The sequence below is a fragment of the Maridesulfovibrio sp. genome, from assembly GCF_963677005.1.
Lineage (GTDB): Bacteria > Desulfobacterota > Desulfovibrionia > Desulfovibrionales > Desulfovibrionaceae > Maridesulfovibrio.
Map to the genome: position 1 here is coordinate 3164226 of NZ_OY781616.1, position 22614 is coordinate 3186839.

General features: G+C 50.5%; 18 protein-coding genes. 11 read left to right on the forward strand and 7 right to left on the reverse strand.

Annotated elements, in window-relative coordinates; translation table 11 throughout:
- Positions 1 to 5: 5 nt before the first annotated feature.
- From fliD to ACKU4E_RS14045, 3 genes are all read left to right on the forward strand, one after another.
- Positions 6 to 1733, forward strand: a complete 1728-nt coding sequence (gene fliD / locus ACKU4E_RS14035; protein ID WP_320171706.1) for a flagellar filament capping protein FliD — start codon at positions 6 to 8, stop codon at positions 1731 to 1733.
- 344 nt (positions 1734 to 2077) lie between these two features.
- Positions 2078 to 3028, forward strand: a complete 951-nt coding sequence (locus ACKU4E_RS14040; RefSeq protein WP_320171707.1) for an AraC family transcriptional regulator — start codon at positions 2078 to 2080, stop codon at positions 3026 to 3028.
- Between the two features lie 309 nt (positions 3029 to 3337).
- Positions 3338 to 4735 (forward strand): outer membrane homotrimeric porin, encoded by a 1398-nt coding sequence (locus ACKU4E_RS14045; protein WP_320171708.1) that lies wholly within the window; start codon positions 3338 to 3340, stop codon positions 4733 to 4735.
- A 391-nt stretch (positions 4736 to 5126) separates the two neighbouring features.
- Here ACKU4E_RS14045 and ACKU4E_RS14050 read toward each other — a convergent pair whose 3' ends face one another.
- The 3 genes from ACKU4E_RS14050 to ACKU4E_RS14060 all read right to left on the reverse strand — a co-directional run bounded on the left by ACKU4E_RS14050 (position 5127) and on the right by ACKU4E_RS14060 (position 8933).
- Complete coding sequence (locus tag ACKU4E_RS14050) at positions 5127 to 5615, reverse strand: LysM peptidoglycan-binding domain-containing protein (protein ID WP_320171709.1); 489 nt, start codon at positions 5613 to 5615, stop codon at positions 5127 to 5129.
- Positions 5616 to 5672: 57 nt separating this feature from the next.
- Positions 5673 to 6443 carry a hypothetical protein gene (locus ACKU4E_RS14055; RefSeq protein ID WP_320171710.1) on the reverse strand — a complete coding sequence of 257 codons (771 nt, stop codon included), beginning with the start codon at positions 6441 to 6443 and terminating at the stop codon, positions 5673 to 5675.
- Between the two features lie 75 nt (positions 6444 to 6518).
- The gene (locus tag ACKU4E_RS14060; protein WP_320171711.1) at positions 6519 to 8933 is read right to left on the reverse strand and encodes an ATP-binding protein; all 2415 of its coding nucleotides are present in this window, start codon (positions 8931 to 8933) and stop codon (positions 6519 to 6521) included.
- 499 nt (positions 8934 to 9432) lie between these two features.
- On the opposite strand from ACKU4E_RS14060, the gene ACKU4E_RS14065 reads away from it, so the two are divergent.
- From ACKU4E_RS14065 to ACKU4E_RS14085, 5 genes are all read left to right on the forward strand, one after another.
- Positions 9433 to 9702, forward strand: a complete 270-nt coding sequence (locus ACKU4E_RS14065; protein ID WP_320172642.1) for an AtpZ/AtpI family protein — start codon at positions 9433 to 9435, stop codon at positions 9700 to 9702.
- The gene (locus ACKU4E_RS14070) at positions 9680 to 10099 is read left to right on the forward strand and encodes an ATP synthase subunit I (protein WP_320171712.1); all 420 of its coding nucleotides are present in this window, start codon (positions 9680 to 9682) and stop codon (positions 10097 to 10099) included. Before ACKU4E_RS14065 ends, ACKU4E_RS14070 begins: the two co-directional genes overlap by 23 nt.
- A 5-nt stretch (positions 10100 to 10104) precedes the next feature.
- Entirely contained in the window at positions 10105 to 10791 is a 687-nt protein-coding gene (atpB, locus tag ACKU4E_RS14075) for a F0F1 ATP synthase subunit A (RefSeq protein ID WP_320171713.1), read from the forward strand.
- A gap of 88 nt (positions 10792 to 10879) precedes the next feature.
- The gene (gene atpE, locus ACKU4E_RS14080; protein ID WP_320171714.1) at positions 10880 to 11203 is read left to right on the forward strand and encodes an ATP synthase F0 subunit C; all 324 of its coding nucleotides are present in this window, start codon (positions 10880 to 10882) and stop codon (positions 11201 to 11203) included.
- Between the two features lie 340 nt (positions 11204 to 11543).
- Positions 11544 to 12173: a redox-sensing transcriptional repressor Rex gene (locus ACKU4E_RS14085; protein ID WP_320171715.1), complete on the forward strand. Its 630-nt coding sequence runs from the start codon at positions 11544 to 11546 to the stop codon at positions 12171 to 12173.
- A gap of 112 nt (positions 12174 to 12285) precedes the next feature.
- Here the strand turns inward: ACKU4E_RS14085 and ACKU4E_RS14090 are convergent, their stop codons facing one another.
- The 4 genes from ACKU4E_RS14090 to ACKU4E_RS14105 form a co-directional block, all read right to left on the reverse strand.
- On the reverse strand, positions 12286 to 13671 hold the full coding sequence (locus ACKU4E_RS14090; RefSeq protein ID WP_320171716.1) for a sigma-54 dependent transcriptional regulator: 1386 nt from the start codon (positions 13669 to 13671) through the stop codon (positions 12286 to 12288).
- Complete coding sequence (locus ACKU4E_RS14095; RefSeq protein ID WP_320171717.1) at positions 13672 to 15051, reverse strand: HD domain-containing phosphohydrolase; 1380 nt, start codon at positions 15049 to 15051, stop codon at positions 13672 to 13674.
- Positions 15052 to 15180: 129 nt separating this feature from the next.
- Positions 15181 to 17373, reverse strand: a complete 2193-nt coding sequence (locus ACKU4E_RS14100; RefSeq protein WP_320171718.1) for an ATP-binding protein — start codon at positions 17371 to 17373, stop codon at positions 15181 to 15183.
- A 19-nt stretch (positions 17374 to 17392) separates the two neighbouring features.
- Positions 17393 to 18001, reverse strand: coding sequence for a DUF4390 domain-containing protein (locus ACKU4E_RS14105; RefSeq protein WP_320171719.1), 609 nt, complete (start codon positions 17999 to 18001; stop codon positions 17393 to 17395).
- 180 nt (positions 18002 to 18181) lie between these two features.
- Between ACKU4E_RS14105 and ACKU4E_RS14110 the strand changes: the two genes are divergently transcribed.
- From ACKU4E_RS14110 to ACKU4E_RS14120, 3 genes are all read left to right on the forward strand, one after another.
- Positions 18182 to 21856: a DUF748 domain-containing protein gene (locus ACKU4E_RS14110; protein ID WP_320171720.1), complete on the forward strand. Its 3675-nt coding sequence runs from the start codon at positions 18182 to 18184 to the stop codon at positions 21854 to 21856.
- Between the two features lie 118 nt (positions 21857 to 21974).
- Entirely contained in the window at positions 21975 to 22193 is a 219-nt protein-coding gene (locus ACKU4E_RS14115) for a YtxH domain-containing protein (protein WP_320171721.1), read from the forward strand.
- A 126-nt stretch (positions 22194 to 22319) separates the two neighbouring features.
- Positions 22320 to 22601 carry a hypothetical protein gene (locus ACKU4E_RS14120; protein ID WP_320171722.1) on the forward strand — a complete coding sequence of 94 codons (282 nt, stop codon included), beginning with the start codon at positions 22320 to 22322 and terminating at the stop codon, positions 22599 to 22601.
- Positions 22602 to 22614: the final 13 nt, after the last annotated feature.

Genomic DNA, 22614 nt, shown 5'->3' on the forward strand with positions numbered 1-22614 from the left:
CAGTCATGGCAGTAGGATCACTTTCCACAAGCAATTATGTTTCCAATACCAATTCCGGAAGTTTTACCATTGACGGTCTTGGCGACGGCACGGACTGGACGGACCTGATTGATGCCACAGTGGAAGCTGAAAGCTACCGGCTGGACCAGTACGAGGAAGACCTTGAGGAAGCCGAAAGTGCAGTTGATCTGCTTACCGCCCTTGATGAAGAAATCATCGAGCTGACAACCACGCTGCAGAGCATGGACGAAATGGACGAATTCCTCTGCTACACCGGTAGTGTTTCCGGTGACGAGGTTTCCGTGGCAGTGGAAGACGGTGCAGCGGTCGGCACCTATAATCTGGTTGTGAACCAGCTAGCCCAGAAGGATGTGTGGATCGCGGAAGATTTCGACATCACCTCCACCGATTCCTCAATGACAACCTCAAACGCCACCATCACTCTTTCCTATGCCGGAGAGGAAATCAGCATATCCGTTTCCGCCGGAACCACTGCTGAGGAATTGGTTGATCAGATAAATTCCGACCCTGATTGTGATGACAAGATTACCGCATCACTTGTCTATGACGGTGAAAACTATCACCTCAAGCTGGCCGGGGAAGATACCGGTGCGGACAATGCGGTGACAGTGAGCATGAACCTGACCGGGGATGACGGAACGCTTGCAAGCAGCGATTTTACCAATACGCTGGTGGCTCAGAATGCACAGATAAAGATCGACGGTTATCCTTCGGGTGAGGACACCTGGATGGAGCGTGACTCCAATTCGGTCGATGATGTCATAGACAATATGACTGTGACCCTGAGTTCCACCACCGATTCCGACGGCGTAACCATCGGCGTTTCGTACGATACCGATGCCATGACCGAAGTCATCGAGTCTTTTATCACTGATGTGAATCAGCTGATCTACGACATTCTCGACCTCAGCGGAGTGCTTGCCGACGACGATGACGATGATGACGATTCCGTTTATATCAAGGGCTCAACCCTGGATATCGCCTACAGTCAGATCAAGAACATTCTGTCTTCCGCAGGGCTCGGCTTTGCATATTATGATAGCGATACCGGTGAAGGCGACCTTTTCACCTCGCTTTCCACCATCGGCATCAGTACCGACAGCGAAGAAGGGTCATCAACTTTCGGACAGCTGGAGCTGGATTCCGATGAACTGGAAGATGCCCTGAGTGAAGACCCCGAGGCCGTGGCTTTACTTTTTGCCGCGTCCGGGGAGTATTCAAGCGATTCTTCGGATATGCAGGTCATATCCACTATTTCCGGCCTTACCGGTGGCGGAGATTACGATATAGAGTACACCGTGTCCGGCGGTGTCATCACATCCGCAACGATTGACGGTGTGGATATGAAGATTTCCGGGAACACCCTGCTGGCCCAGAGCGACAGTGACGCCAACGGCCTTTACGTGCAGATAAACAATCTTACTGACGGATCATATTCCCATTCAGTATCCGTCAAGCAGGGTAAGTGTTCCCAGCTTGCGGACCTTCTTTCCTCTCTCTCTGATGCCGAAAGCGGAAGCATCCCCATTCTTATTCAGAGCTACGAGGACATGACCACCAAGCTGGACAACGACATCTATTATGAAGAGTCGCGGCTTGATGCGCTGGAAACACGTCTTACTGAAAAATACGCCGCGCTGGATGAAATGCTTTCTTACTATTCAAACCTTGAAACACAGCTTGATACAACCCTTGCGCAGCTTGAATCTTAACAGTTGATATTATCCGTTTTTTATCAGCAGTCCGGTGGCTGCCGTGTATCCACGGCAGCCACTTTTTTTGATGGATTTTAGTGTGTTTTGCTAGGTTGAGTCTGATGGTCACGTTCCTGTCTTTTTTTAACTGCATGTTAACCATTACTCTATGTACAGTTCAGCTGTTTGGTTGAAGCGTTGATCCCGGAAAGTGCATATTCTTGTCTTCAACCTGAGCGTTGTTCACGGGAAAGCAGTTTTTTACCGCAAATTGAGCACGATTGTTCAAGCGGGGGGAGATGGACGCAATTAGGATGGCAGCATATAAGTAAAACAATCGTTTGATTAGAGTGGAGGCCGCTATGGAATCCATGCACAAATCGGAGTCTGATCAGGTCATGGCAGGTGTTGGAATGGACTTGTATTCAGTTTGGAAATCTCATGAATCCTTTGAAGAAAAAGGGGAAAATTTCGAACTGCTGTCTTCAAGCGAAGGACTTAACTGGAACGGTATAGCTGTTTGCCGGGTAAGAGTGCATCGCATTGACAGAAAGGACTGTTCTGCGCCTTTTCATTGTTTTTCATTGATGACCGAAGAACCGGGCAGTCTTGATATCGTCAATGAGTGCAGTAGATACAGTGTGGTTTCTGTTCCGGGGCAGCTGTACATCCGTCCTGCCAATCAGATGGTTTCGGTGAAGAGTCTTGACTGGGGCCGGTCCCGTGAGTTCATTCACGTTGCATTGGACCAGTCCCGCATTGCGGATTCGGTTGACGGAGCTTTTCAGGGAAAGACTCTTTCCTTTCGTCCGGGAATAAGTGTGGACGATTCGCGGCTGAAAGCACTCATAGAGGCCCTTGCGGCTGAGGCTGAAGCAGGGGGCCCCAACGGATTGCGGTTTGTCGATTCCCTGACCACGGCACTGGCCGTGCACTATGTTTCCAATTATTCCAGCCTGCCGTATTCAGGCTCTGAATCGGGGCGCAGGCTGTCCCGCGATCAGCTCACACGGGCAGTGGAATACATGGATGCGCATATCGGCTCAAATCTGACCATTGAGGATCTGGCCCACGAAGTGGGGATGAGCAAATATTATTTTTCCCGGTTATTCAAGGAAGATACAGGCGCAACGCCTTATCAGTTTTTTCTTGCCAGGAGACTTGAAAAGGCCCGCATGCTTCTGGATGAGGGGCGCAACACCATAACGGAAATTGCGCACCTGTTGAATTTCAGCGACCAAAGTCATTTCAGCCGGGTTTTCAGAAAGAAATTCGGGATGAATCCCAAATCGTATATTGAACACCTTTCTTGAAAAATTCTTTTTTTCAAAAATATAGTGGTTATTTTTTAGTATTTCCTTCTTAATCAAGAAATAATTAAAAATAGCAAGATAATTCAAGTTGAGCGGCATTATTGTTCAAGTGATCATTGTTACGCTGTGATACCTATAAAATAAGGCTCTGGTCCGGAGTTTCATACTTCGGCCGGCGGAAGAGAATATTGCTGCGGACAGGCTCTTAAACGGGGTGTTCATGCTTATCCGCATTGTTTTCTTCGGGAGCGAATGAAGGTGTCAGGAGTTTCGGTGTTAACTAATACTCAGCAAAAGAAGGAATTAATCATGAAAAAAATGGTACTTCTCGCCATCCTCTCCTTTATGGTGCTCGGATTGGCAGGGACCGCATCGGCAGTGGATATTGAAGCAAAAGGAAAGTTCCAGTTTCAGGCCAACATCATGGATAACAGTGATTTTCTGGCTGCGGATCATAACGGTAATCAGGAAGATGATCTCAACTTCTATTTCCGTGCCCGTACCCAGTTTCGCTTTGTTGCCAATGAAAACCTCATGAGTGAACTGTACGTTGAATACAAAACCCGCATAGGCGGTTCCGATTCCGATGTGAACTCCGGTTCCTCCGACCGTGAGCTCGGTGTGAAAAGGATGTTTATCCAGTATCGGTTCCCAGGAACAGAAGTCCTGACCACCGCAGGTATTTTTTCGATTGACCTGCCGGGTGCAGCTGCCAACAACATGGTTCTGGCCGATATTGACGCCGGTGCATTTGTCGTCAGCACTCCCATTACCGATGAAATCGGTATTTCGCTCGGATATGTCCGCGCTTATGACAAGAACGCCACCGATAACGCCCACACCACGACCACCGCAATGAATGCCAAGGACGAATTGGATCTCTTTTTTGCGACTGTTCCGCTTACTTTTGACGGAATTGAAGCCAATCCGTACTTCATGTACGGCCTTATCGGAAAGGATACATATTCATCAGTGTCCGGTATGGCAGGGCTTACCGGTCCCATGGCTACCCCGTTCACCGATGATGCTACCGCATGGTGGCTCGGTTCTTCCTTCACCTTCAATATGTTCGACCCCATCGTATTCAATGCCGACTTTGTATACGGCGCAGTTGATGCGGACGAAAGCCGCAATGACCGTTCCGGTTGGGGTATGGACGCATCTCTTGCCTATAGCGGGCTTGATTTCGTAACTCCCAAACTGCTCTTCGCCTATACTTCCGGTGAAGATGATGACACCGATAACGGTTCCGAACGTCTTGCCGTTGTAAACAAGGACTGGGCATTCGGTACCTACTATTTCGGTGGTTCCGCCCTTACTTCCACCGACATGGAAAGCAACCAGCAGTTCGGTTTCTGGACTATCGGTTTCGGTCTTGAAGACATTTCCTTCTTCGACAAACTGAGCCATGATATCTACTTCCTGTATATCAAAGGTACCAACGACAAGGACCTCATCAGAAACGCTGCCGCCGGAAGCCTGACCAACATCAGCGCCGACGGCATGTTCCTGACCACCGAGGATCAGGCTTTTGAAGTCGACTTCAATACCAACTACCAGATCTATGACGAACTGGCAGCTATCGTGGAGTTCGGCTACATCAACATGGACCTTGATAAGGATACCTGGGAAAACTACGATCCCAACCGTGATGGCAAGGATGATCCTGCCCTCAAGCTGGCAGTGGGCCTGGTTTACTCTTTCTAGAACCGGCACGACTGTCTCTAAAAACCTGATGCCTTTGGCCGGGAGCGATTGCTCCCGGCCTTTTTTGTTCTGTTTGGTTTTGGTCCGATCATAAACTTAACGCTGTGCTGCTGCGTTTATTGGCGTTGTGGAAATCTTTTCTCTAGGGATAATAGCGCGTTGGCTGAAGGCGGCGTAATCAAATGATAAAAAGCGCTATGCGCATCAAATTCAGGCCCTAGATTGCTTGGCAAGGAAATGCTGAGGAAAGAGTGCTGAGAATCGTTTGTTAAGATTTGAAGTGATCTTAAGAGGTCGGTTGGTATTATATGGTCTGTAAACAGAACACCAATAAAAAAGTCGGCTGCCCTGACGGGCAACCGACTTTTTTATTCCGAATTGAACTTGAGTCCTACAGGTAACCGAGAGCGGCTTTCATTTCACCGGGCACTACGGCATTTTCCTGAGGATCAAGGGCCTTCCAGGAAGCACCGGCCTGTTTGCGGGCCGCTTTTACCTCTTCAAGGCTGAATCCCGCACGGGGAACTTCAAGATTCTGACCGGGGTAAATGCGATCAGGATTCTTGATCTGGTCCCTGTTGGCCTTGTAGATAAGGGGCCACATAAAGGGATCATTGTAAATCTGCTGATATTCAGCAATCCACCACAGGCATTCGCCTTTGGTCACAACATGGGAAGTGGGCAGATTTTTGTATTCGCTTTCGTAGATTTCCATGGGGGTCGGCGGAACGACTTCCTCCACTTTTTCTTCGGGCGTTTCCACGACCACTACCTGGGTTTCTTCAACCACAACAACTTCGTCCTGAGGAACCTGCTTTTTGGCACATCCCCACGCGAACATCAGGCTGAAGGCAACCACGAGCCAGATCAGTTTTTTCATTTTCAGAGGCCTCCTCTCAATTTTAGAAAATTAACTGGGTACCCATTTACTAGCTAGTTATACATTAACTGTTTTCGACCAGTTATCAACTATTTCTTTTTCTTGCAACACCTTGGGGTTTTTGGAGTTCAATTTATATGCCTGGGATGTGGCCTCTACGGCCTTTTCCATCCATCCCCCCATTCGCAGGCTCCTTGAAGCCAGCACGAAGAGCATCTCCGGTTCATCCCCGTAAATTGTATCCACAAGGATCTCATATTCCTCACGAAAAACTTCACGTATGAGCATGTTCTGTGAAAAAAGCAATCTGCCAAGCAGGCTGTTGTCCTTGTGACTGCTCAGATAAATGGGAAAAAGTTTACGGCAGCGGGCGATAATGAATCTTATGCGGCTTATTTCCCTTTCCATGCTTTCTTCGGTCTGTTCCACCACCTGCACGAAGTCCTGGCCTATTTCCGATTCAGGGAGAGTGGTGTCCTTGCCTCTGAGATTGGAGAACAGCGGTGCGTAGTTGAGGTTCTGGTAGGAGTCTTCGCGCAGTTTGAAGGCTTCGTGAAAGATATATCCCATTCCCCAGTCCAGAAAACGCCCGGACAGGTGGTTGTCATCTTCATTCTGAAAAAGCAGGTGGGCGGTGTCCTTGAGTCTCCATAAAAGTCCCTTGTGCATATTGCTTCCGATGAGGTCGTTGAGGACTTCGAAACTGACGCTCCGTTCCCGGTCAAAAGTTTCGAACTGCTCTTCCAGAGCACTGCCGGCCAGGCAGAAATCCCTGAATGTATCCCGGACAAATTCGGGCATTTTTTCCTTTATCCATGAATTGGACATGTCTTTCCCTGTATATTCTATGTTGTCTTGTTCGTTAGTTCGGCACCGTCTTTTCCATTGATAGTGTGATAACGGCTACGGTTTTCTACACTCCGCCTGTGCGGCCAGTCTGGCCAGTTCCGCGAGACGGTCGTCCGCTCTGCGGTATAATGATCCTTCCGGGAACTTACCGTTTCCGTCCACTTCCCCGGCTTCTACACCGGTCAGTATCAGCATGGCCTCTTCAATGGTTGTTACCGGGTAGATGTGGAACTGTTTTTTTTGCACGGCTTCGATGATTTCGTCTCTGAGCATAAGGTTTACCACATTATCAGCAGGAAAGATAACACCCTGTTTGCCATTGAACCCGCGACGGCGACAGACTTCGAAGAATCCCTCAATCTTGCGGCTGACTCCGCCCACGGCCATGATCATCCCGGACTGGCTCACCGCGCCGGTGAAAGCATAATCATATTTAATAGGCACTCCGGAAAGAGAGGAAAGGAGCGCGGCAAGCTCCGCTCCCGAGGCCGAATCGCCTTCTATACCAGCATAGCTTTGTTCGAAGCACAGGCTTCCGGTCATGACAATGGGCTTGTCCTGAGCGAAGAGCCGGACCAGACAGCTCTTGATGATCATCATCCCCTTGGTGTGGATGGGACCGCCCATGCGGGCCTCCCGTTCCAGGTCGAGGATGCCCCCGTGTCCTACTCCTACGGTACAGGAAATGCGGTGCGGAAGCCCGAATTCATAATCGCCGAACAGGGTTACGGAAAGTCCGTTGGCATGGCCCACCCCTTCTCCGGTGGTTTCAACCTTGATGACCTCCCGGTCATACTCGGTCATGAATTCCTCTTCATAGAGATTGGAACGGAAGTCCTTCATGGAGATGGCTTCGCCGATGGCCGGAAGATCGACCGTCTTCTTGCCGTCCAGTGCGGCAAGGGCCGAGGCTTCCACCATCATTTCCTTGATCAGCGGTATGCGCAGGGATAGTTTTGTCTGATCTTCGGCCAGTCTGCTGGAGTGGTCCACTATGCGTGCCAGTGAACTGCGCTCAAAGGGCAGCAGTTCCGCATCGGTGATTATCTTGCCGAGGACCCTTACAAACCGTTCAATATTTTCGGCATTGCGCTCGGCATAGAGCTGCATGTGTGCCTTGAGCTTGAAATATTTTCCGAAACGCTCATCATTGTATAGCAGCAGTTCGTACGTATCCTCCGATCCGATCAGAATTACGGTCAGGTCAAGGGGAATCGGTTCCGGTTCCAGGGTTTTGGTCCTGACCTGATCGCCTTCGCCCGGGTCCTCAATTCTGGCCTGCCCGGTGCGCAACGCACGCAGCAGTCCTTCCCATGATGACGGAGTAGTCAGGATATCGTCGGCATATACAATCAGGTATCCGTGATTGGCCTTGTGGATGTCACCGGCCCTTATAAGGGTGAAATCGGTATACAGGGCGCCCATTTCGGATTCCCTTTCAATGGAGCCGAGCAGATTGAAGGGGGTGGGGTGGTCGGACATGACCACCGGGGCACCTTCAGTCTCGCTGTTATCCACAAGCAGGTTGACGTCAAAGCGGGAAAAAAGATCGTCCGCCGGGGACGCATCCGAAAGATTCAGTCCGGCCAGCGGCGAAGGGCTCGGCTGCTCGCGTGCCATGAACAGGTCGATGTTGTCGATAAGTTCGGATTCAATGTCGTCCAGATAATCCCTGATTGTCTCGAAGCTGTCATAATCCTTGTGCAGTGGAGCCAGCTGTTCTTTGAGCATCTCCTTGGCTGTTTCCTGATGGAGCTTGCGCTCGTCCTTGCGGAACCCCTCTTCCGTCTTGCCGATGCGACGCAGAATGGCGGTAATTTCGATCAGCAGGTCGTCTGCGGAATTGCGCAGGGTTTTACGCAGTTCCGGGTCAAGACGCTCGAATTCCTCGTCGTTGAGTATTCTTCCTTCCACGAGCGGAATCAGGGTCAGCCCGTTCTGATCGTCGATTTCAAGGCTGAATCCGCGCTCTTTGGCCAGGTCTTCCATTTTGGAAAACATATCCTCGCGTTCGTCCTGAAAAGTTCTGGAGATTTTTTCATGGGCCTTTACATGAGGTTCCCGTTCAAACCACGCCGGGAGCTGTTCCCTTATCTGAGCGGTTACATCCGCAAGGGCTTCCTTGAATTCCTTACCCTTGCCTGCAGGAAGGTTGACCGCGATCGGGCGGTCCTGGTGCGAAAAATTGTGCAGATACAACTGGTCAGGCGGAGTTGGGCGGTTTGCGGCCCTAAGTTTGAAATATTCTCTGGCAAAGTAGCTTCGTCCGAGATTGGCATCCCCGGAAAGGTAAAGATTGTGGCATGTCCCCCGTATGGCCAGGGCCATACGGAAAGCCTGCAGCGCCCTTGGCTGAAAAAGGTCATAATCCCCTGTGGATTCAGGTATATCAATACTTGATTCGTATTTGATCTCAGTGGGATCTGTGCGGGAACTGAGCATTTCCGGCGATAATTCTTTTGCGTCCATAAAAATAAAATATTTCCTGTTTTGAAAAAATGACGTGAAAAATACTTCCTTAATCCTACTTGCTTAAAGCGGAATTGTCACTTGCCACCGGTGGGGCTGCGTGAAATTATTTCAGTTTTTTTTGCTATGGTGTGCCGCAAAAACTGTACACTGCCGATAGTTCTGGAAAACTGATTGTGAAAATTTATACAAATAAAAAGATCCTATTAAAATGAGGCATTATGAATTAACAGGAAGCCAAAATGCACTGAACGCCCATTCAAAAAGAAATTAGCTGTTGCGCTGATTATGGTTCAAGGATATGACTTTTCAGAGATTTTCGTCCGGCAGATGGAGGCCGGGGTGTTCGCTTGAAAATATGAGTGAAACTGAACCCCTGAATCCAAAGATTCCGTTGACTCTGCTCCGGTGATTGTGCTAGACGGAATTCACTTGTGAAGGTTTGCGCAAAGTCTTTTTTGTGCAAAAATCCATCTCCACACTGCAAGGAAATGTGGCAATGCTCTTTTTTAAGGGGAACAAAGAGGTTCTGGATCTTATCGGCAATGCCGCTACGATTGGAACGCATCTGGTTGCCGCCACCTTTGTGGGGCTGGGTATCGGGTGGTATCTCGATAAATGGTTGGGTACGAAGCCTTGGCTTCTACTTATTTTCTTGTGCTTAGGAATCGCTGCCGGTTTCAAGAATGTTTATGATGAAGTGCAGCGGATCCAGAAAAAGGATCGGGGGAAAGGTCCTGGCAACAATGAAAATAAATCAGAAGGTTGAATTATTCCTCCACAGGCGGGGCTTTACTCATCCGGACGTACGCAGTCTGGTGCGAAATCAATTGTACCTTGCTGCCGGAACATGTCTTATAGCTGCTGTGACTTTCGGGTTTGCCCACTGGGCACTTGGTCTCGCAGCCGGAGCGGTTCTGATTACGTTCAACTTCTGGTCGCTGGCCAAATTCGGTCAGCATCTGGCTTATATGCGCAAGGGCGCAGTTGTGTCCTTGCTGGTTCGCTTCTACGGCCGGCTTATTATATCGGGGCTGGTCTTATACGGACTTATAGTCTGGGGGCAGTGTTCGATTTACGCTCTTCTGGCAGGTCTTAGTACAGTAGTTGTGAATGCGATATTTTGGGGCGTAGCCGGATTTCGGCAAAAAGTGAAGGAGGCATAAGGATCATGGCTGGAGGTTTACCGCATCCATTATTGATCATGACAGAGCTTAACCACGCTCTGGGAACTCATATTCCAAACCATGTGTGGTACACTTGGTTCGGTATGTGTGTTCTTTTCATTCTGGGTTTCATTGTTTCCAGAAAACTCAGTCTGGTTCCCGGAGGAGTACAGAACCTTGCCGAAATAATTATCGGCGGGCTGGAAGATTTTGTCGTCACCAACGTTGGTGAGGGCGGACGCCAGGTATTCCCTTTCATGTGTACACTCTTCGTGTACATTCTGGTTCTGAACCTGATGGGCCTTGTTCCCGGATTTGACGCTCCTACTGCGAACGTCAACACCAACGCTGCAATGGCAGTGGCTACTTTTCTTTACTACAACTACATCGGTATCAAACTGCACGGTGCAGGATACATCAAGCATTTCATGGGCCCCATTCCGGCCCTGGCTCCCTTGATGTTCATCATCGAAGTAGTTTCTCACATTTCCCGTCCGCTCTCGCTTACCCTTCGTCTGTTCGGTAACATCCGCGGTGAGGAAATCGTTCTCGTTCTTCTGTTCCTGCTTGCTCCTGTTGTTTCAACCCTGCCCATGTACTTCCTGTTCATGCTGGCAAAGGTTATCCAGGCTTTCATCTTCTTCATGCTTACCATGATTTACCTGAAAGGCTCTCTGGAAGACGCACACTAGGATTGACGCGAAACAGTTGAAGGCAAACTTAATTTGGGGAAATGGTCGTACGACCACTTAAATAAACTTATATTTGGAGGATTTTACAATGCGTAAAGCTCTGCTTATCGTTCTGAACACCATGGCTCTGGTTCTCGCTGCAGGCGCAGCATTCGCTTCCGGCGTAGCTCCCGAAGTTGCTTCCGCTACCGCTACTGCTACCGCCATCGGTATGGCTATTGCTGCTGCCGGTTGTGGTATCGGCCAGGGTCTCGGCCTGAAAGCTGCCTGTGAAGGTACTGCTCGCAACCCCGAAGCTGGTGGTAAAATCACCGTTACCCTCATCCTCGGTCTTGCATTCGTTGAATCTCTCGCTATTTACGCTCTCGTTGTAAACCTGATCCTGCTCTTCGCTAACCCCCTCGTAGGCTAGTATTCAGGATTCGGATATATTTGAAGGAGGTCTTCGGACCTCCTTTTTTTTACTGCTATTGTTAATTTTTTCACATATTTTGGTGCCTGTTTTTGGGGTTTGACAGGCATCTCGGCTATAATAGCCTGCATAAATTCATTATTTGGGGTGTGTGGGGTAGCCGAAGCAAAGGGTTTTAGTGTATATAAAACAAATGGAAGGTGGCGGAGAAGGCGGCAGAGGTTGATATATGGGCCGATGAGCCGAATTATCATGATTAACGAAGGTTCCAGGTCCAGGCTGATCAAATCATCCTACCCATACTTTTCGGGCCATGTGGCATTGAAAACAGGAAATCAAAGTGAAAACCCAAAATATCCCCAAGGCGACAATCAAACGGCTCGCCGTTTATATACAAGTACTGACCGGGCTCAAACGAGATGGAGTTGAGGTAATCTCCTCCGAAAAGCTTGCCAAGGCGTGTTCCGTAAATCCTTCTCAGATACGTAAGGACTTAGCTTACTTCGGTGAGTTCGGAGTGCGCGGTGTAGGCTATTATGTTCATGAGCTTATCTCATCAATCAAGCAGTCTCTCGGCGTTGACCGGGTCTGGGGTTGCGCCCTTGTCGGCGTCGGTAACCTCGGTAGAGCTCTGCTCAGGCATAAGGAATTTGCCCTGAGAGGATTTTCCATCAGAGCTGCATTCGATTGCGATCCCTATAAAATAGGTGAAATAGTTTCCGGCCTCGAGGTTGTGTGCACCCGCCAGTTGAAGGGAAGGGTCGATGAACTCGGGCTTGAAATAGGAATTATCACCACCCCTCCAGAACGTGCACAGCGTGCCGCAAACTATCTTGTGGATGGCGGAATCAAGGGCATAGTCAACTTTGCTCAGGCGCGAATCGATGTCCCCAAGGAAGTCCCTGTAGAATACGTTGACTTTACGCACCATTTCTATTCCGTGGCCTTTAATATCACTTCCATGGATTAGAAATTTTACTTTGCAGAAAATGACAGCCGCAATCGGTTTGATTGCGGCTGTTTTTATTTGTAGCGGATGCAGCTTTGGATTGGTTTATCTGTTGGGAAGCAACATTATAAAGCTACTCAACCTGTATACCGTAAGCCTTGAGCTTGCGGTAGAGCGAACTGCGCTCCAGACCTACAGCTTCTGCCAGTCTGGACACATTCCCCTTGTATTCCCGTAGTTTTGTTTCCAGAAACTGAGCCTCGAAATCTGCGCGGGCCTGTTTGAAATCCACCTCTCCTTCGGGAAGGGGAAGGGAACTCTGGGCCTGCAGTTCCGGTTCCTGTCCGGCATTGTCGAATATTTCCGGGGGAAGTTTTTCCGGTCCGACTTCTTTGCCGCCGTACATGATCAGCATGCGTTCAACAAAATTCTTAAGCTCGCGTACATTTCCCGGCCAGGAGTAGCGGCACAGGGCCTTGAACGACGCCTCTGTGAATATCAGCGGTTTGAAGCCGTGCTTACGGTTCAACCGGGTAATGAATTCGTTTATGAGCAGAGGGATGTCTTCGGACCGGGCGCGCAACGGAGGAACTTCCAGCGGGAAGACTTTCAGCCTGTAGTAAAGGTCCTCACGGAAATTGCCGTTTTTAATTTCCTGAAAGAGGTCCTTGTTTGTGGCAGCAATTACCCGCACATCCACGTTTATGGTCTTGCGGCCTCCCACTCGTTCGAAACGCTGTTCCTGCAGGATGCGCAGGATTTTTGCCTGGGTTTTGAGGCTCATGTCGCCGATTTCATCAAGAAAAAGAGTTCCACAGTCAGCAAGCTCGAATTTACCGACCTGGGCTTTTTCCGCCCCGGTAAAGGCTCCTTTCTCATGTCCGAACAGCTCGGATTCGATAAGTTCTTCTGGGATTGCCGCACAGTTCATGGCAACCAGCGGTTTCTCGGAGCGCAGACTCTGCGAGTGGATGGAACGGGCGACAATTTCCTTGCCTGTGCCGTTTTCCCCGGTGATGAGTACCCAGGCATCTGTTGGTGCTACCTGACTGATGACTTCTCTCATGGATGCCACCGGCCCGGACTCACCCGTGAGTCTTGCCGGCTGCTCGGTTTCTATGCGTGTTCTCAGGGCTTTGTTTTCCGATTGCAGCCGCGAAAACTCCACGGCCTTTTCCGCTGTGATAACGACCTTTTCAAGGGACAGCGGTTTTTCTATGAAATCGAACGCGCCTTTCTTGATGGCGGAAACAGCGGTTTCTATGTTGCCGTGACCGGAGATCATTACCACCGGAAGCCAGTCCCATTCCTTTTTGATTCTGTCCAGCACTTCAAGACCGTCCATTCCGGGCAGCCAGATGTCCAGAAAAACCAGATCGGGCTGATCCTCGGAAAGGATACGGAGCGCTTCTTCTCCGTTTTCGGCATCGTTGACTCTGAAACCTTCATCCTCAAGAATTCCTCGCAGGGAATAACGGATGCCGTCCTCGTCATCTACAATCAGTATTGATTTGCTCATTTAAAACTCAAAGGAAAATTTGTCGTTTTCAATTACCTGTGTGCAGGCATCCACAACCATGGCATCGTAAGTTGTGCCTCTACCGCGAATAATCTCGTCCATGGCCCTCATCAGCCCCAGAGCGGCACGGTAGGGGCGGTGGGAGCTCATAGCCTCTACCACATCGGCCACGGCAATGATCTTCGCTTCAGGAAGAATCTGGTCACCGGCGAGGGCGTTGGGGTAGCCTGTTCCGTCAATACGTTCATGGTGCTGCAGAACTATTTTGGCTACGGGCCATGGGAAGGAGATGCTCTTTAGAATCTCGTATCCGGCTTCGGAATGTGTCTTCATCAGGCCCATTTCAAGGTCCGTAAGTCTTGTCGGTTTGGAAAGAATTTCGGCCGGAATTGATATCTTTCCGATATCATGGAGTATCCCGGCAATTCGAATGCAGTTGATTTCCTCAGCAGACATGTTCATCTTGACGGCTATCCTGCAGGCGAGTTCTGCCACCCGTTGCTGGTGCCCGGAGGTGTAAGGGTCACGCTTTTCGGACATGGCCGTCAGTGAGACAACTGTTTCTTCGAAGGTCCGGCGAAGTTGTTTCAGGCTGTTTTTCAGTGCCGCTTCACTGTTTTTCAGCTGCGAGATATCCCTCAGAACTATCACAACACCGATAGTATGGTTTTTTTCCTCAATATTAGAAATATTTATCGAAACAGGAACCATGCGGTTCTCTGTCTTGAGGATGGCATCGTTGAGAATGGTTCCTGATTCATATTCCTGAAATATTTTTATTGGCTTGAGACTGCCTGCATCCAGGATATTGATTTTATCGCAAAAATTGTGTCCGCACAGGGTTTCTGTTGTCTCACTCAGCATGAAGCTCGCTGATTTATTGACAGATTTAATGCATCCGTGATGGTCGGTGGTTATGACCGCGTCCCCGATGCTGTTGAACGTTGTTGTCAGCCAGCGCCGGTTTTCGTTCAAGGTGCTTTCGGTTTTGTATTTGTACAGGGCCATTTCAATGGTCAGGTTCAACTCACGGTCTTCAAAGGGTTTTATTATATATCCGAAAGGCTCTGTGATTTTTGCGCGCGTCAGGGTTTCGTTATCCGCATAAGCGGTGAGGTATATAACCGGTATTGACAGCTCGGCCTTGATGATCTCGGCAGTATCTATCCCGTCCATATCCCCTTCAAGCATGATGTCCATCAGTATCAGGTCCGGGGTTTGTTCAGCAGCCATTACTGTGGCTACTTCACCAGAGGGAGCTACTCCCGTTACTGTGTAGCCCAGGTGGTTGAGTCTGCCTCTGATGTCCAGAGCAACGATGGATTCGTCTTCGACAATAAGTATGCGTGGCGAATTTTTGTCGGTATTGTCCGGAATCATATTAAAATCCTGTGTACATTGTTACGGCCGTCTCCGGGTCTGCGCCAGACGGACATGATACGATCAAGCATGGTAAATAATATTGTTAAAACATGATTATGGTGATCAGGCAAGAGGGCCTTTAAATAATCAGGCCGGAAGTTCTATAACAAAGACCGTTCCGTGGGGATCTGCCGGTTTTACTCTAATGAATCCGCGATGATCGGTTATGATCGATTTGACTATGGTCAGGCCCAGTCCGGTGCCGCTTTTTTTGCGGGAAAAATATGGTTCAAACATTCTTGAGCGTTCGTCAGCGGAAAGTCCGGGGCCGTTGTCCTGCACTTCTATTCTGAGCCAGTTCAGAGTGGCATCGTGCATGGCGGTGAGGCTTACAGCCGGACGGTCGCATCCGTCAAGTGCTTCTGCTGCGTTGGTCAGCAGATTGATCAAAGCGCGGCGCATGGCCTCCCTGTCCAGTTCCAGACACGGCAGCTCGGAAAGCAGCTTCAGGCTCCATGAAATATTGCTGTGGCTGTTGCGATACATGCTGACGATTTCTTCAAGCAGCGTGGTGATATCATCCGGTTTCAAGACCACTTCAGGCAGTTTGGCGTAGGCTGAAAATTCCTGCACCATCTGCTGCATGTGTTCCACCTGCGAGATGATAAGATCGGTTGATTCCCTGAAGACTTCATCCTCTATTTCCGGACCGAATTTGCGCTGCATGCGCTGCGCGGAAAGTTTTATCGGGGTAAGGGGGTTCTTGATTTCATGCGCTATGCGGCGTGCAACCTCCCGCCAGGCTGCTATGCGCTGCATCTTTTCCAGTTCGGTGATGTCCTCGAAAACAGCCACGATACCGGTGCTTGATTTACCGGATTTGAGAGCAACAACGTTGACCAGAAATTTTCTGTGCCGCCCGTCCACTGTAAGTGAAAGCTGCCGCTGCCACTGGGAATAGGGACTGCTGGCCATATGCGAACGGGCATCGGAAATAAGCGAGGAGAGTTCGCCTTCCGGCAGCAGGGTAAGCGGATCCTTGCCGTGCACGAACCGGGCGTCAATTCCGAGCATTTCCTCGATTGCAGAGTTTACGGTGCTGATCTTGCCTTCTTCGTCAAGGGAAATAACCCCTGCGGTGATATTGTTCAGCACCGCTTCCATGTAGCGTCCGCGTCTTTCAAGCTCCTGATTCTGCTGGGCAAGCCTTTCGTTGGCAGTCTTGAGGCTCTTCTGGCTTTCTTCCAGATCTTCCGCCATGCGGTTGAATGACTGGACCATGAACCCCAGTTCGTCATCAGAACGGTCTTCAAGACGCACGGAAAGATCACCGCGCGCAATGCGCTGCGAGCCTGCCGCGAGGGCCTGAATCGGCGCGGAAAGTTCCTTGGAAAGGCGGAAGCCGAACCAGATCGAACCCAGTATGATCAGCAGGGTGGTGACTCCGAGCGTAAGATACAGGCTCATCTTGAGCGGATATTTCAGGGTCTTGAGCTGTTTGTACTCATCAAGCCCCTGTACGACCCGGTCCAGTTTATAGAGCAGCCCCTGCCCGATGTTTTCACCGAGGATCATGAAGCCGCTTTTGCCTTCATCCACGGGCATGATCCCTATGACCATGTCATTGCCGGGCATGGGGTGTATTGACGACCAGAATCGCGGATTTTTCCTTAGGTCGTCCCAGTCCACCTTGGGGTCGATCTCCGACCACGCCTTGTCCCACGATTCCTGAGAGTACCAGTTCAGTTTTTTCCCGTCCGGCTGGATGACTCCCAGCAGTCCGAGATCGTATTCGCCGAGTTTCTTGCCCAGAAATTTTTTCATGCTTTTGCCGCCCCAGGCGTAGCGGCTTTCCTTGATTGCTTCGATTATGTTCATGCCGCGCCGTTCGAGACCTTCCTGGGCCGAGGCGTAGAAGGCCCGGCCAAGCTCAAGGGACTGGACCATGGATTCCTCAACCTGATTCTTGAACCAGTAATCCACGGAAACCTGAACAAACTGCATGGCCATGAAAAACATGAGCAGGGTCGGGATAAGTGACAGTGACATGAATGAAAGGACCATCCTGGTCCTCAGTTTGGAGCCCAGCACTTTTCTGCGGCGCTCAAGCAGCAGTTTGACTCCGTTGCGCACGACGATGAACAGGACGATCAGCAGCAGGATGAAATTAACGTTGAAGAGGCCAACGAAAAGGTAGGAATTGACCCCGATATACTTGAGCTGCACAAATCCGAGAGCAACAAAAATCACCAGGCAGAGGAAGGCGATGAAGTATTCACGCTGCCTCCGTTTTCGTTCCTTTGTATCGGGAACGCTTATTCTGATGGGTTTGTCCGTCATGTCTGCCCTCTAGCCATGCTCAGTAGGTGAAGTCAAGCCGATAGGTGGCGGAGGGAACCACGTCCCAGGACCAGAAAAAAAGAGTGTTTCTGAGCCATGCCGGTACATCGGTCTGGTCAAGACGGACTTTGAGCCTGAGATTGTATCGCTCTCCGCGTTGCAGGGTAGACCACGGGCCGAGGTCGAGAACGATGTTCTTCCATTCCTCTCGCAACAGGATGCTCAGGCTGGGATTTTTGTAAATTTTGTCGGAACCTTGTTTTTCAAGCACAAACTGTTTGGCTAGAGAGTCGTAGTAGAGTCTGTTTGAGTAGGTCTTCCCGGCCACTTCGGAATCGGTCCATATGTTCCGGTGTTCAAGCAGGCGGGCTCGGCATTCGAGTTTCAATCGTACGCCGTTCAGCAATGCTTCTTCCACTTTTGTATCGGTCTGCAGTTCAATGCCGAAGCGGGCCATGATTGCACCGGCCTGGTTGTCCAGAACAAGGTTGGTTAGCTGAAGTGTGGAGGCGTGAGCCGGAAGGGCGCATAAAACAGACAGCCAGATGATCAGGACCGCTGAAAATCGCGCAGCTTTTCCGGGAAGAGTGGCTGTTACCGGAGTAACTTTATATATTGATCCTGTCATGACCCCTCATTTTTACAGCAAAATTGATTTCGCAGTCAGAGTAGCAGTCACCTTATATTAATTCAACATCAGTATTACGTTAATCCCGGAGCGAAGCTGTCCTTTCAGCGGATAATAATGTACTGAATTGATATCGTGTTTATCATGAGGACAGCAAACAAGCATGTAGCGGAGAGTTCCATGTTAAAAAAGATACACCGCCGTTGGGCGGAACTGAGCAGATGGGGCAAGACGGGGGTAATTGTTGGAACAGTGCTCGTCTTCTATACCCTTATCGGGTTTTTCCTTATTCCGTTTACGGCCAGAAAAGTCGCTGTTTCCAAGCTTCCTGAGCTGCTGCACAGGCCGGTGTCCATAGAGCGCGTGGATTTCAACCCTTACACGCTTCGTCTGCAGATCGGCGGTTTGAGCATAGGTAAGAAGGATGGCGAGGGGAATCTTTTTTCCTTTCGGACGCTGGACATTGATGTTGACGGCTTTTCCATTTTTCGTCTCTCCGCCGCTCTGGACCGTATTGAGATAATTGATCCTCAGGTGGACGTTTCCATCTTCCGCGGGGGAAGTTCCGTTTCAGACCTTGTTCCGGAAGGGGCTGCGGATGATGAAGCTGCCAAAAACGATGAAATATTTCCGTTCATTCTGCGCAACATGGCCATCCACAACGGTACCTGCCGGGTTTACGACAAGGTCCGGGATGTGCGGCACGTTGTTTCCGATATCAACCTGAGTATCCCGTTCACATCTTCTCTGCGCAGGGACAATGAGAAACAGGTTCAGCCTTCGCTGGACATGGTCATCAACGGCACTCCGTTTTCTCTCAAAGGACATTCCCTGCCCTTCAACACCTCCCTGCGGACGGAATTTGATTTTTCACTGCATGACGCCAAGCTTGCCGATTACTGGGCCTACCTGCCCATCTACGAGACAACCGTGCTCAAGAGCGGCAATCTGAACACCAACCTGACCCTTGCTTTCGAGCGCAGCGAAAGGCTTCTGCCCAAGATGCTCGTCAAGGGAGACGTCAGCATCGGCAATTTCGACCTTGCCGCGAGGAAAGGTCCGACCCTGCTCAAGTTCACCGAACTGGCCTTGAAATTTGACGAACTCAGCATTTTGCGCCGGATCATAAAAATAGGTTCATTGAAGCTGACCGACCCTTACCTGAAAGTGGGACTCAAAAAGGACGGTTCCCCGGATTTACTTGATTACCTGGCTCCTTCCATTGAGGCCGGGGAGAAATCCAAGGAAGGGGAACATCAGGAAGAAGGGCCGGCTCCGGCTGCTATGATAGGCGATTTTGTGCTGGAAAACGGTCGGGTCGATTTTACCGACAACGCTTTCAGCAACGGCTTTCATAAAGAAATCAGCCCCATCTACATAAATGCCCGGCAGTTGAGCATCACCAATGATTCCGCCGGAGATTACAATTTCAACATAGGTTCCAATTCCACAGAGGTCATCAGCGGGCATGGAGAGGTCATGCTTAAGCCTTTCTGTGTAAACGGCACGGTTTCGGTGGTGGATCTGGATATCCCGGACTACGGCGCTTATCTGGACAACCTTCCCCTCGGGGTTGCGTCCGGAAAGATCGGACTGGGTTGCGATTTCAACATTGCGCCGGAAAGCAAGGTTGCACGCCTGCGCAACATTCGTTTCGGGCTGGATAATCTGGCTCTGACACCAAAAGGCGGCGGCAAGACCCTTGTGGGACTCGGCGGATTCGCTCTGGCTAACGGCACCGTGGATGTCGGGGAGCGGTCGGTATTTATTGATTCCATCAACCTGAACAAGGCTATTCTCCGTCTTTTGAGGGATAAAAAAGGCCGGATAGACCTTCTGGGATATCTGGATAAAGGACTCAAAGAAGCTGAGTCCCGAAAATCCGAACCGGCAGTGGAACCGGAACCGGCAGAAGAGAAAAGCGAGAACAACGGTGCGGATGTGGACGACAGACAGTGGCAGGTGATCCTGAACAGATTTCTCCTTGACGGATCCGCAGTGGAGTTTGTGGACAGGGCCGCCACAGTAAAGACCACAACCAGAATAGACGGCATAAGGGTCGGTGTCGATGATCTGTCATTCCCTGAAAAAAATCCGTTCAGGCTTGCGGTCGATGCGGTTATCAACAGCCGCGGCAGCCTGAGTGTCCGGGGGCAGGCCGGTCCGCAGTCTCTGAAAGGCAGTGGTTCCGTTCGTCTGCGTAAATTTCGTCTGCGTGATTTCAACGGATATCTGCCGGCAGAAATGCAGTTCAACATAGCCCGCGGACATATCGATGTGAATGGAAAGTGGGATTTTTCGGCAGCAAAAGATCCCGTTGCTGCCTATAAGGGAAAAGTACAGTTGAAGGACCTGCTTATCCGTGACAATCACGATAACAGCCGCTTTTTTCATATGAATGAATTTGCGTTGCGCGGCATTGATTTTGTTTCTGCCCCGCTGCGCATCAAGGTCGAGTCTGCCGGGGTTGTGGAACCGGAAGTAAATCTGGTTCGCGAAAAGGACGGGACCATTAACGCCATCCGCATGTTGACCGGGAAAAGGGCAGCCCCTGTAAACGCCACTGTCGCCGATGGTGAGCTTGAAGATGAAGTTGTTGAAGCGGAGTCGGGTGAAGTGGAAACCGCCCTGCAGCAGGATAGCCAGCCCGCAGCTCCTACTGCGGAGCAGAAAGAGGACAATATAATTTTCGTGGACAGGATGTTCATGTCCAACGGTACGGTGGTTTTTACCGATAGGGCGGTATCCCCTGCTTTCAAGCTGGAGATAGGCAAGATGGCCTCTGCGGTCCGTAATCTTGAACTCCCCCACGGCGACCGCATGGACCTTTCATTCAATGCGACTCTTGACCAGCAGGCACCGCTGGTTGCCGAGGGATTCATCCAGCCGGTCCCCGAAGGAGTGGATACCGACATCAAGGTTTCGCTGGCCAATCTGGATATGACCCAGCTTTCTCCCTACACGGTAAAATTCATAGCCTATCCTGTAAGTACCGGCATGCTCAGTTCGGATGTTGCGGTAAAGCTGCGCGGCAAATATATCTCCGTGGACAATGTTTTCGACATATATCAGTTTGATGTGGGGGATAAGGTCGACAACCCTGACGCCCCGAATATTCCTATCGGTCTCGGTCTGGCCCTGCTCAGGGACAGCAGCGGTAATATCCGGCTCGATATACCGGTTGACGGAGACCTTTCTGACCCGCAGTTCCGGCTTGGCCGCGTTATCGGGCGGGCTATCGTCAACCTGATCGTCAAGGCGGTCACATCGCCGTTCGCGCTTATCGGAGCCCTTGTGGGAGGGAGCGAGGATATGGACGTGCTGGCTTTCAAGCCGGGTACAGCCGATCTCTCCGCAGACGAGATGGCCAAGGTAGAGTCGGTTGCCAAGGCCATGGTGGACCGCCCCGGACTCAAGCTTGAAATAAGCGGCTTCAGCGCGCCGGATGATATTCCGGCCATGGAGGAAGCCGAGTTCAGGCGTCAGGTTGCCATGCCCAAGTATCTGGAACTGGAAGCTGACGGAAAGGCTCCGGCGAGTGTTGCCGACGTGACCATTTCAGACGACGAGTACCCTGATTATCTTGAAGATGCCTATAAGGAAGCTCCGTTTGAAAAGCCTAAAAATTTTCTGGGTTTTGTTGAGACTCTGCCGGTGCCTGACATGGAGAAGGCCCTGCGTGACCACATAAAAATTACCGATACCGGGCTTGCCGATCTGGCAAGACAGCGTGCTGAAAAAATTCGCAACATTCTTACGGAAAAGTCCGGAATACCGCCGGAACGGGTGTTCTTGAAAGGCCTGTCGGCAACCGGTAAATCTACCGGGCCGAGAGTTGAGCTTGGGCTGCAGTAAGCTGCATTGATACTCCGGCGGAATCTGCTCCGCCTTTCGGTCCCTCACGGAGTTAGAGGAAAATGCTTAGCCGCAGTAAACTGGTTGCGTCGGTTATTAAAAAAGACAAGAGGTTGATATGAATTGGTTGAAAAGATTAATTTTACTGCTCTGCATGGTTACCGCTCTCGCCGTTGTTAACGGCTGCGGAGATAATGAAGGTCCTGGCGAAAAACTCGGCAAGCAGTTTGACCAGGCCGTTGATCATGCAAAAGACAAAATGGACGAACTTGGTGATCAGGCCAAGGACACGTATGATGATATGAAAGACAAAGCCAAGGATGCCATGGACAATTAGTCCGAATCTTTTGTCCCTAGAAAGGTCCCGGCTATCCTGCCGGTTTTCTCCGGGGATATATAGATTTGCCGGCTGTTCGGTTGACCCGTGGCGCATCGGATAATTGTGCTTTTTGGAGGAGATAAGTTGGCAGAATATACGTATGAAAGTCTTCAGGCCGTGCTGCAGGACAGGCTCGGCGACAGCATGCCGGAGCGGGCCATGGATGATATCCATGATGCTCTGAAGATTACCGAGCAAATGGAAGCGGAAGGATATTCCTTCAAGCTGGAGGACTTAAGTCGCGGCAGCATGACGGAAACCGACTGGCGCGCGACCCTGAGCAAAGACGGAAAGGAATTTTCCGGGCAGAGCGATCACGCCGCGCTGGCGGTCTGTGTAGCCGTGGCCGATGCGCTTGTGGAATAGACCGGTTGATTGA

Excerpts from the sequence above, each read along its gene's own strand:
- fliD (WP_320171706.1), top strand. The coding sequence starts at position 6 with ATGGCAGTAGGATCACTTTCCACAAGCAATTATGTTTCCAATACCAAT.
- ACKU4E_RS14040 (WP_320171707.1), top strand. The coding sequence starts at position 2,078 with ATGGAATCCATGCACAAATCGGAGTCTGATCAGGTCATGGCAGGTGTT.
- ACKU4E_RS14045 (WP_320171708.1), top strand. The coding sequence starts at position 3,338 with ATGAAAAAAATGGTACTTCTCGCCATCCTCTCCTTTATGGTGCTCGGA.
- ACKU4E_RS14050 (WP_320171709.1), bottom strand. The coding sequence starts at position 5,615 with ATGAAAAAACTGATCTGGCTCGTGGTTGCCTTCAGCCTGATGTTCGCG.
- ACKU4E_RS14055 (WP_320171710.1), bottom strand. The coding sequence starts at position 6,443 with ATGTCCAATTCATGGATAAAGGAAAAAATGCCCGAATTTGTCCGGGAT.
- ACKU4E_RS14060 (WP_320171711.1), bottom strand. The coding sequence starts at position 8,933 with ATGGACGCAAAAGAATTATCGCCGGAAATGCTCAGTTCCCGCACAGAT.
- ACKU4E_RS14065 (WP_320172642.1), top strand. The coding sequence starts at position 9,433 with ATGCTCTTTTTTAAGGGGAACAAAGAGGTTCTGGATCTTATCGGCAAT.
- ACKU4E_RS14070 (WP_320171712.1), top strand. The coding sequence starts at position 9,680 with ATGAAAATAAATCAGAAGGTTGAATTATTCCTCCACAGGCGGGGCTTT.
- atpB (WP_320171713.1), top strand. The coding sequence starts at position 10,105 with ATGGCTGGAGGTTTACCGCATCCATTATTGATCATGACAGAGCTTAAC.
- atpE (WP_320171714.1), top strand. The coding sequence starts at position 10,880 with ATGCGTAAAGCTCTGCTTATCGTTCTGAACACCATGGCTCTGGTTCTC.
- ACKU4E_RS14090 (WP_320171716.1), bottom strand. The coding sequence starts at position 13,671 with ATGAGCAAATCAATACTGATTGTAGATGACGAGGACGGCATCCGTTAT.
- ACKU4E_RS14095 (WP_320171717.1), bottom strand. The coding sequence starts at position 15,051 with ATGATTCCGGACAATACCGACAAAAATTCGCCACGCATACTTATTGTC.
- ACKU4E_RS14100 (WP_320171718.1), bottom strand. The coding sequence starts at position 17,373 with ATGACGGACAAACCCATCAGAATAAGCGTTCCCGATACAAAGGAACGA.
- ACKU4E_RS14105 (WP_320171719.1), bottom strand. The coding sequence starts at position 18,001 with ATGACAGGATCAATATATAAAGTTACTCCGGTAACAGCCACTCTTCCC.
- ACKU4E_RS14110 (WP_320171720.1), top strand. The coding sequence starts at position 18,182 with ATGTTAAAAAAGATACACCGCCGTTGGGCGGAACTGAGCAGATGGGGC.
- ACKU4E_RS14115 (WP_320171721.1), top strand. The coding sequence starts at position 21,975 with ATGAATTGGTTGAAAAGATTAATTTTACTGCTCTGCATGGTTACCGCT.